At 64.9% G+C, this 16,694-nt stretch carries 14 protein-coding genes; 3 read left to right on the forward strand and 11 right to left on the reverse strand.

Annotated features, from left to right (window positions below; translation table 11 throughout):
* Positions 1-14: 14 nt before the first annotated feature.
* Both SS05631_RS16335 and SS05631_RS16340 read right to left on the reverse strand, forming a co-directional pair.
* Positions 15-401, reverse strand: coding sequence for a hypothetical protein (locus SS05631_RS16335; protein WP_037418140.1), 387 nt, complete (start codon positions 399-401; stop codon positions 15-17).
* 119 nt (positions 402-520) lie between these two features.
* Entirely contained in the window at positions 521-2,725 is a 2,205-nt protein-coding gene (locus SS05631_RS16340; protein ID WP_037417738.1) for a primosomal protein N', read from the reverse strand.
* Positions 2,726-2,900: 175 nt separating this feature from the next.
* Between SS05631_RS16340 and fsa the strand changes: the two genes are divergently transcribed.
* Positions 2,901-3,554 carry a fructose-6-phosphate aldolase gene (gene fsa / locus SS05631_RS16345; protein ID WP_037417741.1) on the forward strand — a complete coding sequence of 218 codons (654 nt, stop codon included), beginning with the start codon at positions 2,901-2,903 and terminating at the stop codon, positions 3,552-3,554.
* 80 nt (positions 3,555-3,634) lie between these two features.
* Here fsa and SS05631_RS16350 read toward each other — a convergent pair whose 3' ends face one another.
* Positions 3,635-4,774 carry an AAA family ATPase gene (locus SS05631_RS16350; protein ID WP_037417744.1) on the reverse strand — a complete coding sequence of 380 codons (1,140 nt, stop codon included), beginning with the start codon at positions 4,772-4,774 and terminating at the stop codon, positions 3,635-3,637.
* Between the two features lie 58 nt (positions 4,775-4,832).
* The gene (locus SS05631_RS16355; RefSeq protein WP_037417747.1) at positions 4,833-5,738 is read right to left on the reverse strand and encodes a GNAT family N-acetyltransferase; all 906 of its coding nucleotides are present in this window, start codon (positions 5,736-5,738) and stop codon (positions 4,833-4,835) included.
* A 143-nt stretch (positions 5,739-5,881) separates the two neighbouring features.
* Between SS05631_RS16355 and SS05631_RS16360 the strand changes: the two genes are divergently transcribed.
* Positions 5,882-6,814: a tyrosine recombinase XerC gene (locus SS05631_RS16360; protein WP_037417750.1), complete on the forward strand. Its 933-nt coding sequence runs from the start codon at positions 5,882-5,884 to the stop codon at positions 6,812-6,814.
* Positions 6,815-7,045: 231 nt separating this feature from the next.
* A complete protein-coding gene (locus tag SS05631_RS16365; protein ID WP_037417753.1) occupies positions 7,046-8,125 on the forward strand; it encodes a TraB/GumN family protein in 1,080 nt (359 codons plus the stop codon).
* Here the strand turns inward: SS05631_RS16365 and SS05631_RS16370 are convergent.
* The 7 genes from SS05631_RS16370 to SS05631_RS16400 all read right to left on the reverse strand — a co-directional run bounded on the left by SS05631_RS16370 (position 8,118) and on the right by SS05631_RS16400 (position 16,522).
* Complete coding sequence (locus tag SS05631_RS16370) at positions 8,118-8,606, reverse strand: DUF2867 domain-containing protein (RefSeq protein ID WP_037417758.1); 489 nt, start codon at positions 8,604-8,606, stop codon at positions 8,118-8,120. The genes SS05631_RS16365 and SS05631_RS16370 overlap by 8 nt on opposite strands.
* A gap of 112 nt (positions 8,607-8,718) precedes the next feature.
* Complete coding sequence (gene lpdA, locus SS05631_RS16375; protein WP_095678016.1) at positions 8,719-10,125, reverse strand: dihydrolipoyl dehydrogenase; 1,407 nt, start codon at positions 10,123-10,125, stop codon at positions 8,719-8,721.
* Positions 10,126-10,164: 39 nt separating this feature from the next.
* Positions 10,165-10,917, reverse strand: coding sequence for an SDR family oxidoreductase (locus tag SS05631_RS16380; RefSeq protein WP_037418143.1), 753 nt, complete (start codon positions 10,915-10,917; stop codon positions 10,165-10,167).
* The gene (locus SS05631_RS16385) at positions 10,914-11,417 is read right to left on the reverse strand and encodes a hypothetical protein (protein WP_037417763.1); all 504 of its coding nucleotides are present in this window, start codon (positions 11,415-11,417) and stop codon (positions 10,914-10,916) included. Before SS05631_RS16385 ends, SS05631_RS16380 begins: the two co-directional genes overlap by 4 nt.
* 1 nt (position 11,418) lies before the next feature.
* On the reverse strand, positions 11,419-12,060 hold the full coding sequence (locus SS05631_RS16390; RefSeq protein WP_037418147.1) for a LysE family transporter: 642 nt from the start codon (positions 12,058-12,060) through the stop codon (positions 11,419-11,421).
* Positions 12,061-12,222: 162 nt separating this feature from the next.
* Positions 12,223-13,464, reverse strand: coding sequence for a 2-oxoglutarate dehydrogenase complex dihydrolipoyllysine-residue succinyltransferase (gene odhB / locus SS05631_RS16395; RefSeq protein WP_037417765.1), 1,242 nt, complete (start codon positions 13,462-13,464; stop codon positions 12,223-12,225).
* Between the two features lie 61 nt (positions 13,465-13,525).
* Complete coding sequence (locus SS05631_RS16400; RefSeq protein ID WP_037417768.1) at positions 13,526-16,522, reverse strand: 2-oxoglutarate dehydrogenase E1 component; 2,997 nt, start codon at positions 16,520-16,522, stop codon at positions 13,526-13,528.
* Between the last annotated feature and the right edge of the window lie 172 nt (positions 16,523-16,694).

The raw sequence follows: 16,694 nt of genomic DNA on the forward strand, positions 1-16,694 counted from the left end.
CTGTCCCGAGTTCGTCAGATGAACCCGAAAACATAGGCGAGCGGCAGGATGGCGAGCGCCGCCTGGACGACAAGTGCGGCCCAGTTGAAAAGCGTCGCGCCGTTGTCGCTCATCATCGACAATATGCGGCCGAACGCTGCGAGCGCAAAGGCCGAGCCAACGGCGAGATAGACCATCGGCTGGGCGAGCAGGATGGCGCCGAGGCCGAGACCGACATGCATGCCGCCCATGGTGGAGCGCACCTCCGCCAATCCGCCGCGCCGGCCCTCGGCGATGCCGATGCCGGCGGCACGAAAGGCGAGACGCGGAGCAAAGAGCATGACGAGGCCGATCAGCATCGCCGCCCCCGCCGCGCAAAAGGCCAGGAATTCCCCGGTTTCCGTCGGAATATAGAACTCCATCTCCATCCCCGCGGCAGATCATCACAGCCTCCGCCGAGAAGCGATTCTCGGCAGTGCCACTTTGGTCTAGCGCATGTTCGCGGCGATGGGAATCGGCTGCATGGCAGGTCTGGCTGCAATCACAGAAAACTCTGCGGATCGACGTCGAGCTGGACGCTGATCGAGCCGCGCTCCTTCGGTCCGCCGGCAATCATCGCCTTCAGGAAGGATTGCATGTCGCTGTTGCGCCTTCCGTGGACGAGCAGCCGGAACCGATGGCGGCCGCGGATGAGAGCGAGCGGCGCCTCCGCCGGCCCGAGGATGGAGATGCCATCGACGCGCGGCGCGGCGTTGCGCAGGCCCCGCGCATGCCCCTCGGCATCGCTGCGCGTTTCCGCCGAGACGATGATCGAGGCGAGCCGGCCGAAGGGCGGCAGCGCCGCGCGCTCGCGCTCATGGATCTCGCGGTCGTAGAAGGCGTCCGAATCGCCCGAGACGATCGCCTGCATCACCGGGTGCTGCGGCTGATAGGTCTGCAGGAGCCCGAGGCTCTTCAGGCCGGTACGCCCGGCGCGGCCCGTCACCTGCGACAGCAATTGAAAGGTCCGCTCGGCCGCGCGCGGATCGCCATTGGCAAGGCCGAGATCGGCATCGACGATGCCGACCAGCGTCATCATCGGGAAATTGTGCCCCTTCGCGACGAGCTGCGTGCCGATGACGATATCCGCCTCGCCGCGGGCAATCGCCTCGAGCTCCAGCCTCAGCCGCTTCACGCCCATCAGGTCGGAGGAGAGCACGATGGTGCGGGCATCGGGGAAATGCCGCTCGACCTCCTCGGCGATGCGCTCCACCCCCGGGCCGCAGGCGACCAGGTGGTCGAGCGTGCCGCATTCCGGGCAAGCCTCGGGCGTCCGCTCCGAATAGCCGCAATGGTGGCACTGGATCTGGCCGCGGAAGCGGTGCTCGACCAGCCAACTCGAGCAGTCCGGGCACTGGAAGCGGTGGCCGCAGACACGGCAGAGGGTCAGCGGCGCATAGCCGCGGCGGTTCAGGAACAGGAGCGCCTGCTCGCCGCGGCCGATCGCCTTGCCGATCTGGTTGACGAGTACAGGCGAGAGGAAGCCGCCGCGTTCGGGCGGATGACGACGCATGTCGACGACCCCAAGATGCGGCAGCGCCGCATCGCCGAAACGGGTCGGCAGGTGGATCGGCCGGTAGCGTCCGACCTCGCCATTGACCCGGCTCTCGACGGAGGGGGTCGCGGAAACCAGCACCACCGGAAAGCCGCTGATCCGCCCGCGCACCACCGCCATGTCGCGGGCATTGTAGAACACCCGGTCCTCCTGCTTGTAGGCCGGGTCGTGCTCCTCGTCGACGATGATCAGACCGAGATCCTCGAAGGGCAGGAACAGCGCCGAGCGGGCGCCTGCGACGACGCGCACCTGGCCGGTCGTGACCTGCCGCCACACCTTCTCCCGCATGCGGGGGGCGAGGTCGGAATGCCATTCCGCCGGCTTGGCGCCGAAACGCTCCTGGAAACGCTCCAGGAAGCTTGCGGTGAGCGCGATTTCCGGCAGCAGGATCAGCACCTGCTTGCCGGCCCTCAGCGTCGCGGCGACCGCCTCGAAATAGACCTCGGTCTTGCCGGAGCCGGTGACGCCGTCGATCAGCGACACCGAGAACTTTCTTTCCTCGACGGCCGTGAGCAGATCGGCAGCGGCTTGCCTCTGCGGTCCCTCGAGCCGCGGCGCGGCGAAATCCGGATCGGGCGCGGCGACCACCGGCGGCGGCGGCATGAACACCGTTTCGAAGACGCCCTGCGCAGCAAGACCGTCGATCACACCGGAAGAGACGCCGGCCGCGTGGGCAAGTCCCGAGCGGGTCCAGGAGAAGCCGTCGGTCGCCGTCGCAAGGACGCGCTCGCGAGCGGCGGTCATCCGTTCGGGCCGCCGCTCGGTCAGGCGCAAGGCCTCGACCATCGGCTCGGGATCGAAGGCGGTCGGCACCCGCAGCGCCATGCGGGCGACAAGCCCGGGAGGCGTGACCGTATAGGTCGCCACCCAGTCGAGAAAGCTGCGCATGTCGCGCGTCAGAGGCGGGCAGTCGAAGACCTTCTCGATCTCCTTGAGCTTCTTCGGATCGACCGAACCATCGTCCGTACCGTCCCAGACGACACCGACGACCAGCCGCGGTCCGAGCGGCACCTGCACGATCGAGCCCGGCTCGACCGCCATGCCCTCCGGCACCGCGTAGGAATAGGCCCTCGGCGCCGGCATCGGCACCAGGACGGGCACCACGCGGCGGTCGAAAAGAGCGCGGAATAAATCGGTTGAATCAAGCGTCATTTTGCCGTGACCTTGCCACCGCTTTCAGTTAAAGAAAACTGCACAGCGAACCGCCTCCCTGCAGGAGCAGGGTTTGTCACGGTTCCACCCGAGTTTCAACGCGCGCGATTTCCGCCGTGGTTTTCCCCGTAAGCGGAAAGGCGCCCGAACGGCTGAATGCCAAAGGAACGGTCCCATGAAATTTTTCGTTGATACCGCCGACGTAAAGGAAATCCGGGAACTGAACGATCTCGGCCTGCTGGACGGCGTGACCACCAACCCGTCGCTGATCCTGAAATCCGGGCGCGACATCGTCGAGGTCACCAAGGAAATCTGCTCGATCGTCGAGGGCCCGGTTTCGGCCGAAGTGACGGCCACCGAATATAGCGACATGATGAAGGAAGCGGGCGCTCTCGCGAAGATCGCCGACAATATCTGCATCAAGCTGCCGCTGACGCTCGACGGCCTGAAGGCCTGCAAGGCACTGACTTCGGACGGTCATCACACCAACGTCACCCTCTGCTTCTCGGCCAACCAGGCGCTGCTCGCCGCCAAGGCCGGCGCCACCTTCGTCTCGCCGTTCATCGGCCGCCTCGACGACATCGCCTTCGACGGCATGGACCTGATTCGCGAGATCCGCCACATCTTCGACAATTACGGCTACGAGACGGAAATCCTCGCCGCCTCGATCCGCACGGTCAACCACGTCAAGGAAGCCGCCCTGATCGGCGCCGACGTCGTCACCGCCCCGCCGGCGACGCTGAAGGCGCTGGTCAAGCATCCGCTGACAGACAAGGGCCTGGAAATGTTCCTCGCCGACTGGGCCAAGACCGGCCAGAGGATCGCCTGATCCTTCGATCCCGATAGGACGAATACGAGGCCTCGCAGCGATGCGGGGCCTCCGTGCTTTCGGCCTCCCAGGATTGCCCCTCATTCCTCTTCGTCATCATCCATCAGGCCGGTGAGCCGCATGCCGTCGATCCAGGTGGCGCTGTCCTTGCGGATCACGCGGCGCGGCCGAGCGCCACAGCGCTCCTGAACCGCCTCGGCCAGCCTTTCGGAATGGGTGACGATCCAGATCTGGCTGTCGCGCGCAGCGCTGGCGATCATCTCGGCGAGCGCCGGCAGCATGTCCGGATGGAGGCTCGTCTCCGGCTCGTTGAGCGCGATCAGCGGCGGCCGGCGATAGGATAACAGCGCCGCCGCCAGCGCCAGGAAGCGTATCTGCCCATCAGAGAGCTCGCGCGCCGAGAAGGGGCGATGCGGGAACTCCGGAAAGACAAGCGAGAACTCGGCGAACTGGCCCGGATCGGGGACGTCGAGGAAGGCTCCGCCGAACGCATCGGCGACGGCGCGGTCGAGGTCGACCGTCTCCTGTCGAATATGCCGGAGCGTGGCGAAAACGCCAGCCATGTTGGCACCGTCCTCGTCAAGCATCGGCGCGGTCACGGCCAGGCACGGCGATCGCAACGGCGAATCGCGATCGGTGCGAAAGCCGTGAAAGAAGCGCCATTGATCGACCGCCCGTCGGAACGTGCCGATCTCCGGGTAATGGCCGGCGTCGCCGAGAAGGGCGATCGCCGTCTCCGACTGCAACGCCTGTTCCGGATAGTCCTCCATCCGCCCGCGCTCGCCGCGCACGAAGATGCCGGGACCGGAGCGCTTCATCATCATCGCCGGGCGGCTGCCGGTCTCGACGCTGAGCTCTTCCTCCTTGACCTGCGGCTCGAAGGCAAAACCGGCCGCCGCGCTCGGCGGCCTCAGCCCTGCCTCGACCCTGTAGCGAAAGGTAATCGCCCGCTCCTCATCCAGAAGCTCCGTATCGAAGCGGATCCGCACCGGCCTGCCGGCCCGGCGCGGCCCGCTCCAGAGCGCCGAGGACATGCCGCCCTCCTTGGCGATCTCGTAGGCGAGCTTGCCGCGAACCGCCGATTGGACGAGCTGGAGTGCGCGGTAGAGATTGGACTTGCCGACGCCGTTCTCGCCGATGAACAGGTTGACACCGGTCAGATCCATGCGGATCGACCGAAGCGAGCGATAGTTCTCGGCAAACATCGAGCGCAGCAGCATGGGCGTTTATTTAACCCGCCTCGCGCCTCAGCAAAACCGCCAAACTTCGGCCCTATCGCTACGCGCTGCGGTTGAACATCGCGTCCCTGTCACTGGCGAGGTCAAAAACCGTGTGGCGTTCGAGCGCGCGGGTGACCTCTGCCGGATCGCCGTCGAGCGCCTCCGGAGGGATAAGATTGCCGACACGAAAATCGAAAATGTCGCCCTTCTTGTTCAGAAGCTCATGGAAGACCGTCATGTCGCGCAGTTCCGTCGACCATTTGGCGAACCAGTAGAACAGGCCGGAATTGCGCGCGCTCATATGCACCGGCAGGATCGGCAGGTCGTATTTCCGGGCGAAGCCGACGGCGGAACTTTTCCAGGGGCGTTCGTTGAGGCGCCCCTCGGCCCAGTAAGCGATGCGGCCGGAGGGAAAGAGCACCGTCGCCTTCCCCTCTTCGATGGCCCGGTTGGTGACCTGCAGCGTCTCGCGCGCCTTGAGCTTGGACTTGTACTCTTCGCGCCACTCCACCGGAATGACCATCTCGACGAAACGCGGGTTGACGCGAATGGCGTCGCGATTGGCGAAGAACATCATGTCCGGGCGGCGGCTCTTCAGGAGATCGAAAACGGCGATGCCGTCGGCGATGCCCGTCGGATGGTTGCTGACGAGGAGGAACCCGCCTTTTGCTGGAATCCGCTCGGCCTTGTCGACGCGGATGTCGAGCGCGAGCAAGGAACTGAGGTGCTCGAAAGCCTGAAAGCCCGGCATGTTGGCGACGGCATTGGCGAACTCGATCGCCTTGCGGTAGTTGAGCAATGTGTAGAGAAAGGGCCGCATCACTGGCCACAACGGATGGCGAACGATCTTCTGGCCGCGCTCGGCGATCAGCGTGTCGACGATGTGGCCGGGGCGCCCCTGCGAGACCAGCGCAACTGCCTCTGCAAAATGCGCCAGCGCGCTCGCCGAATCACGTCTCGCCATGGTCCCATCCGCTGTTGCTGCCCGAACATCGCAATTCAATATGATCCAAGAATGACAAATTCCAAGAGAACGTTAGCAAAAACATAAGGGCCCGGGGGCATGCTCTGCACCGGGAATTAGCAGAGTTTGATCGCAGGACCGAAATGAACGAACTTCTCGTGATCGGCCATCCGGAGGTGATGGCGGAGCGTCGGCGCTGGCTCGCAAGCCTTGCCGAAGAACGCCGCCTGTCCGACAAGACCATCGAAGCCTATGAGCGCGACACACGGCAGTTCCTGACCTTCCTGACCGGACATCTCGCCGGGCCGCCGCGGCTCGCAGACATCCGGACGCTCAAGCCGGCCGATCTGCGCGGCTTTCTCGCGCAGCGCCGCAAGGCCGGAGCCGGAGCGCGCACGCTGGGCCGCGGCCTCGCCGGGCTGCGGTCATTCCTGCGCTACCTCGAGAAAAACGGTCTTGCCAACGCCGCCGGCGCCGGCGCCGTGCGCTCGCCGAAACAGCCGAAGTCGCTGCCGAAGCCTTTGACCGATCGGGATGCCGTGAAAGTCGTGACGGCGGAGGCGCAGCTCGCCGAGGAGCCGTGGATCGCCGCCCGCAACGCTGCGGTTCTGACGCTCCTCTACGGCTGCGGCCTGCGCATCTCGGAAGCGCTGGACCTGACGCCGGACGATTTTTCCGGCGCTCTATCGCTGCGCATCACCGGCAAGGGCGGCAAGACCCGGATCGTCCCACTGATCGCCGCGGCGATGGAGGCGGTCGCGACCTATCGGAAACTCTGCCCCTATCACATCGGCCCCGAAGAGCCGCTCTTTCGCGGCGCCCGGGGGGCCAGGCTGCAGCCGGCGATCATCCAGCGCGAGATGCAGAAGCTGCGCTCGGCCCTCGGCCTGCCCGATTCGGCGACGCCGCATGCGCTGCGCCATTCCTTCGCGACTCATCTGCTCGCCGGCGGCGGCGACCTGCGCACCATCCAGGAACTGCTCGGCCATGCCAGCCTGTCGACCACGCAGGTCTATACCGGCGTCGATTCCGCACGGCTGCTGGAAATCTACGATCGCGCCCATCCGCGCGCCTAGCGCTTCGGCCCGAAAATCGGACCCGATTCTCGGAAAGTACGATGCGTAGGCTCAAAGACTTACAGTGTCCTTTGTGCGTCCTGGAGGACGCACGGCACTATAGCCAAAAATTGCGATCGCTTTCTCCTCAGCCTAGGATTCGACGCGCTCGCCGATTAACCATGCGCGTTAAGGAACCCGTGACCGAGGCGGCGTAGGGTTTGAAGCACATCCCCGGGGGACCCGATACTCATGACGACGCTCACAGAACCGGTTCGCACTTTGGCCGCCAAGGCGAGCGATGCCCTGCTGTGGCTGATCGCGCTTCTGCATGTGCTGATGGCCGCAAGCCTCCTCGTCGCCCTGCTCTCCATCTCGGAAGCCGAAGCCGCGGAACATGCCGACTGCGGCGGCAGCAACATCCTTGCCGGTCTCGAACAATCCGATCCGGCCCGCCTCGCCGCGATACGCCGCGAGGCCGATGCGGTGCCGAACGGCAAGGGCCTGCTGTGGAAGATCGAAGGGCAAGGACTGGCGCCGTCCTTCCTGCTCGGCACCATGCACGTCACCGATCCGCGTGTGCTCGCCATGCCCGCCGGCGGCGCCGAAGCCTATGCCGCGGCGCAAACCGTCGTCGTCGAATCCGACGAGATCATCGACGAGAAAAAGGCGAGCGCCGCCATCCTGATGCATCCCGACCTCACCATGTTTGCCGGCAACAGGACGATCAACGATTTCCTGGAGCCGAAGGACCGGGCACTTCTCGAAAACGGCCTCAAGGCGCGCGGCATTCCCCTGCCCCTCGTCGCCAAGATGAAGCCCTGGATGATCGCCAGCTTCGTCGCCCTGCCGGCCTGCGAATTCACCCGCAAGGCCGCCGGCGCGTCCTTCCTCGACAAGAAGCTCGCCGAGGATGCCGTGAGCCAGGGCAAGAGCCTGAAGGGACTGGAAAGCCTGGTTGAGCAGCTCGCCGCGATGGACTCGCTTCCCGTCGAGTGGCATCTGCGGGCGCTGATCGAAACGCTCGCGCTCGGCAAGACGATCGACGACGTATTGACGACGATGACCGACCTCTACCTTGCCGGCGACACCGGCATGATCCTGCCGATGATGCGCTCGGTGGCCGAAAAACTCTCGCCCGGCGATCTCGGCTATGCCGACTTCGAGCAGCGGATCATCATCGACCGCAACAGGGTCATGGCGGTGCGCGCCAAGCCTATCCTGAAAGGCGGCAACGTCTTCATGGCCGTCGGCGCGCTGCATCTGCCCGGCAAGGAAGGGCTGGTCGAGCTCCTGCGCCGGCAGGGCTTCACCGTCACGCCGGTCAATTGAGGATCGATTGCGCCGGTTCGTTCAGCTGCGCGAGCAATGCCGGAACGATCGCCTTGTGAAAGGGCGTGACGGCGGCGAGATAAAAGTAACCGAACAGGTTCCTGCGGCGCACCAGCGTCGTGATGCCGATCACTTGGCTGTCTGCCGGACCGTCGCGCACCTCCACGGCGATGCGGAAATCCAGATGCCGGTCATCGAGGCCGAGGACGATTTCGCGATCGCTGCCGGTGGGGATCGGGAAGGCGCCGATCAGGCTGGCATCTGCGAAAGGGGCTCCGGCCTTGAGACCAAGCGGCGCAACGATGCGGTTGCGCAGCGTCAGAAGTTTGCGAACCCAGCGCGGTGCACTGCCGAGCGCCCGCCTTGCCGCTTCGTGTGCGGTGATGCGTTCCCCGAGATGGAGAAGCTCATAGCAGTCCGCCCAGTCGGCGCCGGGCAGGCAGACATTGGGCAAGCGGGCGGCAACGCTGCGTGGTTTCATGAACACGTCCTTTCCGGCTAACCGGTGAGGGATTCATGATTGCTTCGGACGGCCTCCGAAGGGAGCGGGCCGCTTGTCGCAGCCCCGGGGCCAATTGTCACAGAGGTGCCGATCACATGTGGATCGGCTTGAAGAAGGTCGAAAGCGCCGCTTCCTTCACCGCCTCCGACATGGTCGGATGGGCATGGCAGATGCGGCCGAGGTCCTCGGACGAGCCGCCGAATTCCATCAGCACGGCGATTTCGTGGATCATCTCGCCGGCGCCGAAGCCGATGATATGGCCGCCGAGGACGCGGTCCGTCTCCTTGTCCGCGAGGATCTTCACGAAACCGTCCGTCTGAAGCATGGCGCGGGCGCGGCCATTGGCGGTGAAGGGGAACTTGCCGACCTTGTAGGCGACGCCGGCGGCCTTCAGTTCCTCCTCGGTCTTGCCGACGGAGGCGACCTCCGGCTGGGTGTAGACGACGCCCGGAATGACGTCGTAGTTCACGTGACCCGCCTGACCGGCGATGATCTCCGCCACGGCGACGCCTTCGTCCTCCGCCTTGTGGGCGAGCATCGGCCCGCGCACCACGTCGCCGATGGCGTAGACGCCGGCGATGCTCGTCTGGAAGTGATTGTCGATTTCCACCCGGCCGCGCGAGTCGAGGACGACGCCCGCCTTGGCGAGACCCATGTTCTCGGTGCAGGGCTTGCGGCCGGTCGCGACCAGCACCACCTCCGCGTCGAGCGTCGTCGCCTCGCCGCCCTTGACCGGTTCGAAGGTCACCTTCGCGCCGTTTTCCGACTTCACCACGCCGGTCACCTTGGCGCCGAGCTTGATGTCGAGACCCTGCTTCGCCAGCATCCGCTGGAGCTGCTTGGCGACCTCGCCGTCCATGCCGCCGAGGATCGTATCGAGGAACTCGACAACGGTCACCTTGGCGCCGAGGCGCGCCCAGACCGAACCGAGCTCGAGACCGATGACGCCGCCGCCGACGACGATCATGCTCGTCGGCACCTTCTCCAGTTCGAGAGCGCCGGTCGAGGAGATGATCACCTTCTCGTCGAAAGCGACATCGACGCCGGGAATGCCGGCAACGTCCGAACCGGTGGCGATGACGATGTTCTTGGCTTCGAGGACCTGCTCCTCGCCCTTGTCGTTGGTGACGGACACCTTGCCCTGGCCGAGTACCTTCCCGGTGCCCTGGAAGCCGTCGATCTTGTTCTTCTTGAAGAGGAAGGAGACGCCGTCGACATTCGCCTTAACGGTCGCGTCCTTGTGGGCGAGCATCTTCTGCAGATTGAGCTTCGGGCTTGCGACCTCGACGCCGAGCGCATCGAGGCCATGCGCGGCGTGGTGGAACATCTCGGAAGCATGCAGCAGCGCCTTGGAAGGAATGCAGCCGACATTGAGGCAGGTGCCGCCATAGGTGCTGCGCTTCTCGACCACGGCCACCTTCATGCCCAGTTGCGCCGCCTTGATGGCGCAGACATAGCCGCCGGGACCGCTACCGATAACGATGAGATCATAAGCCATTTGATAATCCTTCTGGGAGGGTCGTCGTTGAAAGGACGGTCATCGCCCGCCGCTGACATTGAGAATGGCTCCGGTCACATAAGTCGCCTTATCCGACAGGAGATAGAGAATCGCGTCGGCCACCTCGCCGGCCGTGCCGGAACGCTGCATCGGGATCGACGGCGCCATGTCGCGGGCGCGATCGGGCAGGCCGCCGGACGCATGGATATCCGTATCGATGATGCCGGGGCGGACCGCGTTCACGCGAACACCCTCGGACGCCACTTCGCGCGCGAGGCCGATAGTGAAGCTGTCGACCGCGCCTTTCGCGGCGGCATAGTCGACATATTGACCCGGCGCGCCCAGCACGGCCGCGGCGGAGGAAAGGTTGACGATCGCGCCGCCCTTGCCGCTATGACGCGTCGACATCCGGAGCACGGCCTCCGCCGCGCAGCGAATGGTGCCGGTCACATTGACACGGAACATCCGCTCCAGCCGTTCGGGCGAGACCTCGTCGATCCGCTGCGGCGGGCCGATGATGCCGGCATTGTTGACGAGCCCGTCGAGCCGGCCGAAGGCCGCGTCGACCGCCGCAAAGATCGCCTTTATGCCGTCCTCGGAACCGACATCGCCGTGGACGGCGACCGCCGAGCCGCCGGCAGCGGCAATTTTTGCCACGACATTCTCGGCGGCCAGCCGGTTTGAGGCATAGTTGACGGCCACCCGCCAGCCTTCAGACGCCGCGGCGAGGCAGACGGCGGCGCCGATGCCGCGGCTGCCGCCGGTGACGAGAAGGACGCGGTCGCCACTCACGCGGCGCATCCCTTGAAGTCGAAGATATCGGAACTGTCCGACGAGGCCTTGCCTTCGCCCCAGGCGCTCGATTGGCGTAGCGACGGGCCGAAATTCGGAAGCAGTATCTGCCGCGCCGCCGGCGCGTCTTCGGCTTGAAGCAATCCGATCGAGCCGGCGCTGTCGACGGCATAGATCGGACCCTGCCAGACGGTGCAGGCCGCAAGGTCGGCGCCGGTCACGTCCCCGGTAGGGCAATTGTTCATGACGATGCCGTTCGGGCGTTCCGGTTCGCCCGAGGGCAAGACGACGCCGTCGAGCGTCAGCCCGGTGCCCTCGACGCGGATCTTGAAGTGATTGCTGGTGACCGCTGCTTCCGATCCGACCGGCTCGAAACGCAGTTCATAGCCACCGGCCGGGTCGGCGTAGATCGCCCGGGCCTGCTTGCAATCCGCGGCAAGCACAGGAAGGGCGGCCAGCGCCAGCGCGACGAAAGCGAAGATGGCTGGCCCGCCGGGCATCTCAGGCAGCCTTTTCGGTCGCGAGCTTCAGGCCGAGCGCAATGAAGACCATGCCGCTTGCCCGGTCGATCCACTTGCTTACCCGTGTGAAGGCGGCGCGCATCCTTGGCGTTGTCATGAACAGGCTGACGCCGACGAACCAGAGGATTAGAGCGCTCGCCATGACAAGGCCGTAGCCGAATTTCACGACCATCGGCGTATGCGCGCCGACGACCGTCGAGAAGATAGACAGGAAGAAGAAAACAGCCTTGGGGTTGAGCGCATTGGCGGCACAGCCGAGGCCGAAGGCCTTCAGCGCCGACTGGCCCCTGCGCGCTCCGGCATCCTCGCCCGGCTCCGCGTCGATCTCGGTCTGCCCGGCCCGAAGCGCCTTGACGCCGACATAGATCAGGTAAGCGACGCCGCACCATTTGACGATATTGAAGATATAGATCGATTGCGAAATGATCAGCCCCAGGCCGAGTACGGTGTAGCTGATATGAAACATCAGCGACGCGCCGATGCCGAAGGAGGTGATGATCGCTGCCCGGCGTCCGTTGACCAGTGACTGGCGGATCACCATGGCAAGATCGGCGCCGGGCGATACGATGGCAAAGACAAAGATCGCCATCAGCGAAGCAAGTTCGATCAGGTAAGCGCTCATGATTGTCACCGGTCGTTGAAGTTCAGGATGGAGCCGGGCGAGCCTGAATGCGCGCATAGCGTGCTTTGCTGGAGCCTAGCCCCCTGCCTCATCGCTGTCGAGCGGCCGCGTCGACGGCTGCGCGCGGCGAGAAGGAAACGGGGGCTCGCGCCCCCGCTTTCATTAGAGGTCGAGCACCAGGCGCTCCGGATCCTCAAGGCTTTCCTTGACGCGCACCAGGAAGGTCACGGCTTCCTTGCCGTCGACGATGCGGTGGTCGTAGGAGAGCGCCAGATACATCATCGGGCGGATGACGACCTGGCCGCCGATCGCCACCGGCCGGTCCTGGATCTTGTGCATGCCCAGGATTCCCGACTGCGGCGCGTTGAGGATCGGCGAGGACATCAGCGAACCGTAGACGCCGCCATTGGAGATGGTGAAGGTACCACCCTGCATGTCGGCCATCGACAGCGTTCCGTCGCGTGCCGCCTTGCCGAGACGGCCGATGTCCTTCTCGATCTCGGCGATCGACATCTGGTCGGCATCGCGCACGATCGGGACCACCAGGCCCTTGTCGGTGCCGACGGCAACGCCGATATGGCAGTAGTTCTTGTAGATGATGTCGGTGCCGTCGATCTCCGCGTTGACAGCCGGCAGCTCCTTGAGCGCATGGGTGACGGCCTTGGTGAAGAAGCCCATGAAGCCGAGCTTCACGCCGTGCTTCTTCTCGAAGATGTCCTTGTACTTGTTGCGCAGGCTCATGACGGCGCTCATGTCCACCTCGTTATAGGTGGTCAGCATAGCTGCCGTGTTCTGCGCGTCCTTCAAACGCCGGGCGATCGTCTGGCGCAGGCGGGTCATCTTGACGCGCTCTTCGCGGACGGCGTCTTCGGCGGGCGCCGGCGCACGCGCCTGGACCTTGGGCGGTTCGGCGGCGGGTGCCGAAATTCCTTTTGCGACGGCAGCGAGCACATCACCTTTCAGCACCTGGCCGCGCTTTCCCGAACCGTCGATCTGGTCGGCGGAAAGGTTGTTCTCCGCGATGAGCTTGGCGGCCGACGGAGCAGCCGGCATCGAGGACTGGGCCTGCGGCACCGCAGCGGCAGACTGTGCAGCCGGAGCAGCAGCGGCGGCTGCAGGTTCCGGCTTCTTCTCAGCGGCGGCGGGGGCGGCAGCGGCGGCACCGGCGCCTTCGGCGATCTGGCCGAGCAACGCGCCGAGGCCGACGGTCTCACCCGCCTGGGCGACGATCTCGCTGAGCGTGCCGGCGGCCGGCGCCGGCACTTCGATCGTCACCTTGTCGGTCTCGAGCTCAAGGATTGGCTCGTCGGCCTTGATCGCATCGCCGACCTTCTTGAACCAGGTACCGACGGTCGCTTCGCTGACGGATTCGCCGAGGGTAGGAACGCGGATTTCTGTTGCCATGATTTTTGTTCCGTTGATCAGATATCTGTTTCTGTCGATTGGCAGACCGTGGAGGGCTTAATCAGCCCCCCAGCGCGTCCTCAAGGAAGGCGGCCAGCTGCGCCAGGTGCTTGGACATCAAGCCGGTTGCCGGCGAAGCGGCGGCCGGACGGCCGGTGTAGCGCACCCGCTGATACTTGGCGTCGATATGGGCAAGGACCCATTCGAGATAGGGGTCGATGAACGACCAGGCGCCCATGTTCTTCGGCTCTTCCTGGCACCAGACCATCTCCGCATGGCGGAAGCGGCTGAGTTCGTTGATGAGCGCTTTCGCCGGGAACGGATAGAGCTGCTCGACGCGCAGCAGATAGATGTCGTCGATGCCGCGCTTTTCGCGTTCCTCCAGAAGGTCGTAATAGACCTTGCCCGTGCACAGAACGACGCGGCGGATCTTCGAGTCCTTCTGCAGCTTGATAGGGCCGTCCTTGATGACTTCCGCATCGTCCCATAGCAGGCGGTGGAAGGAGCTCTCGCCGGCCATCTCGGACAGGCTGGAGATTGCCCGCTTGTGGCGCAGCAGCGACTTCGGCGTCATCAGGACCAGCGGCTTGCGGAAATCGCGCTTCACCTGGCGGCGCAGGATGTGGAAGTAGTTCGCCGGGGTGGTCACGTTGGCGACCTGCATGTTGTCTTCCGCGCAGAGCTGCAGGAAGCGCTCGAGGCGGGCCGAGGAGTGTTCCGGCCCCTGGCCTTCATAGCCGTGCGGCAGCAGGCAGACGAGGCCCGACATGCGCAGCCATTTGCGTTCGCCGGACGAGACGAACTGGTCGAAGACCACCTGCGCGCCGTTGGCGAAGTCGCCGAACTGGGCTTCCCAGAGCGTCAGCGCGTTGGGACGGGCGAGCGAATAGCCGTATTCGAAGCCGAGCACCGCCTCTTCGGAGAGCATCGAGTTGATGACCTCGTAGCGCGCCTGGCTCGGCGACAGATTGGCGAGCGGAATGTAGCGCTCTTCGGTCTCCTGGTCGTAGAGGACCGAATGGCGCTGCGAGAAGGTGCCGCGCTCGCAGTCCTGGCCCGATAGGCGGATCTTCGTACCCTCGGTGACGAGCGTCCCGAAGGCGAGCGCCTCGGCCATCGCCCAGTCGACACCCTCGCCGGTCTGGATCATGTTGGCGCGGTTTTCCATGAAGCGCTGGATGGTGCGATGCGCGTTGAACCCGGCCGGGATCTCGGAGAGCTTGCGGCCGATTTCCTTGAGCTGCTTCATCGGCACCGAGGTCCGGCCACGGCGCTGCTCATCCTGGTTGTCGGCGGTGCGCAGGCCCGACCATAAACCGTCGAGCCAGTCGGCCTTGTTCGGCTTGTAGGACTGGCCGGCCTCGAACTCCTGCTCGAGATGGGCGCGCCAGTCGGCCTTCATCTTCTCGACTTCGCCCTCGGTGATGATGCCCTGGGCGATCAGTCGCTCCGAATAGAGCTGGACGACAGTCTTGTGGGCGCGGATCGCCTTGTACATCCTCGGCTGCGTGAACGCCGGCTCGTCGCCCTCGTTGTGGCCGAAGCGGCGGTAGCAGAACATGTCGACCACCACCGGCTTGTGGAACTTCATCCGGAACTCGGTCGCCACCTTGGCGCCGTAGACGACGGCTTCCGGATCGTCGCCGTTGACGTGGAAGATCGGCGCCTCGATCATCTTCGCGACGTCCGACGGATAGGGCGAGGACCGCGAGAAGGCCGGGTTGGTGGTGAAGCCGATCTGGTTGTTGATGATGAAGTGGACGGTGCCGGCGACGCGATGGCCGCGCAGGCCGGAGAGCCCGAGGATTTCGGCAACCACGCCCTGTCCGGCGAAGGCTGCATCGCCGTGGAGCAGCAGCGGCATCACCTTGACGCGCTCGCGCAGCGGAATGATATCGCCCTCGAAGACGGTTGCCATCTGGTCCTGCTTGGCGCGCGCCTTGCCCATGACCACCGGGTTGACGATTTCGAGATGCGACGGGTTCGCCGTCAGAGATAGGTGCACCTTGTTGCCGTCGAACTCGCGGTCGGACGAAGCGCCGAGGTGATACTTGACGTCACCGGAGCCTTCCACGTCGTCGGGCGCATAGGAGCCGCCCTTGAACTCGTGGAAGATGGCGCGATGCGGCTTGGCCATGACCTGCGAGAGGACGTTCAGGCGGCCCCGATGGGCCATGCCGAGAACGATTTCCTTGAGGCCGAGCTGCCCGCCGCGCTTGATGATCTGTTCGAGCGCCGGGATCAGCGATTCACCGCCGTCGACGCCGAAGCGCTTGGTGCCCTTGTACTTGACGTCGATGAACTGCTCGAAGCCTTCCGCTTCGATGAGCTTCTGCAGGATCGCCCGCTTGCCCTCGGGCGTAAACTCGACGCCCTTGTCCGGTCCCTCGATCCGCTCCTGGATCCAGGCCTTCTCCTCGGGGTTGGACATGTGCATGAATTCGACGCCGATCGTCGAGCAATAGGTCCGCTCGAGGATCTCGACCATTTCGCGGATGGACGCGTATTCGAGGCCGAGCACGTTGTCGATGAAGATCTTGCGGTCGAGGTCCTTCTCGTCGAAACCGTAGTTCGACGGCGAAAGCTCGTTGTAGTCCTCGACCGGGGCGGCAAGGCCGAGCGGGTCGAGCTTGGCATGCAGGTGGCCGCGGGCGCGATAGGCGCGGATCATCATGATGGCGCGAACGGAATCGCGCGTCGCCTGATGGATGTCGGCAGCGCTGGCGAGGGTACCGGTCGCTGCGGCGGCTTCTTCAGCCTTCGCCTTGACCTTCTTCTCGATAGCCTTCTCGACCGTGCCCCAGTCGCCGTCGAGCGCCGAGACGAGTTCGCCATTCGCGGTGATCGGCCAGTTCTTCTTCTTCCAGGAGGCGCCCTTGGCTGCCTTCACGACGTCTTCGGGCCGGTCGGCGAGCGCCTTGAAGAAGGCCTGCCATTCGGCCGACACGGACGCGGGGTCCGCTTCGTAGCGCGCATGGAGCTGCTCGATATAGGCGGCATTGGCGCCGTCCAGAAACGAAGTGAGCTGGAATTGCTCGTTGGCCTCTTGCCTTGTCATGGTCTCACGCGGACTGTTCTGTCCGCCTCCTGACTGAGTTGGGTTGCCGGGTATCCCGGTCATTCATGTTCGTTCGGCGCGCCTGGCGCCCTTTCCTACGGCGCCGCACATCGGAAGGACGCGCCCGAACCACCGTGGCATTTCGTTACCGCATGTCTTGATCTTCAATCAG

This window comes from Sinorhizobium sp. CCBAU 05631 (genome assembly GCF_002288505.1).
GTDB lineage: Bacteria > Pseudomonadota > Alphaproteobacteria > Rhizobiales > Rhizobiaceae > Sinorhizobium > Sinorhizobium fredii_C.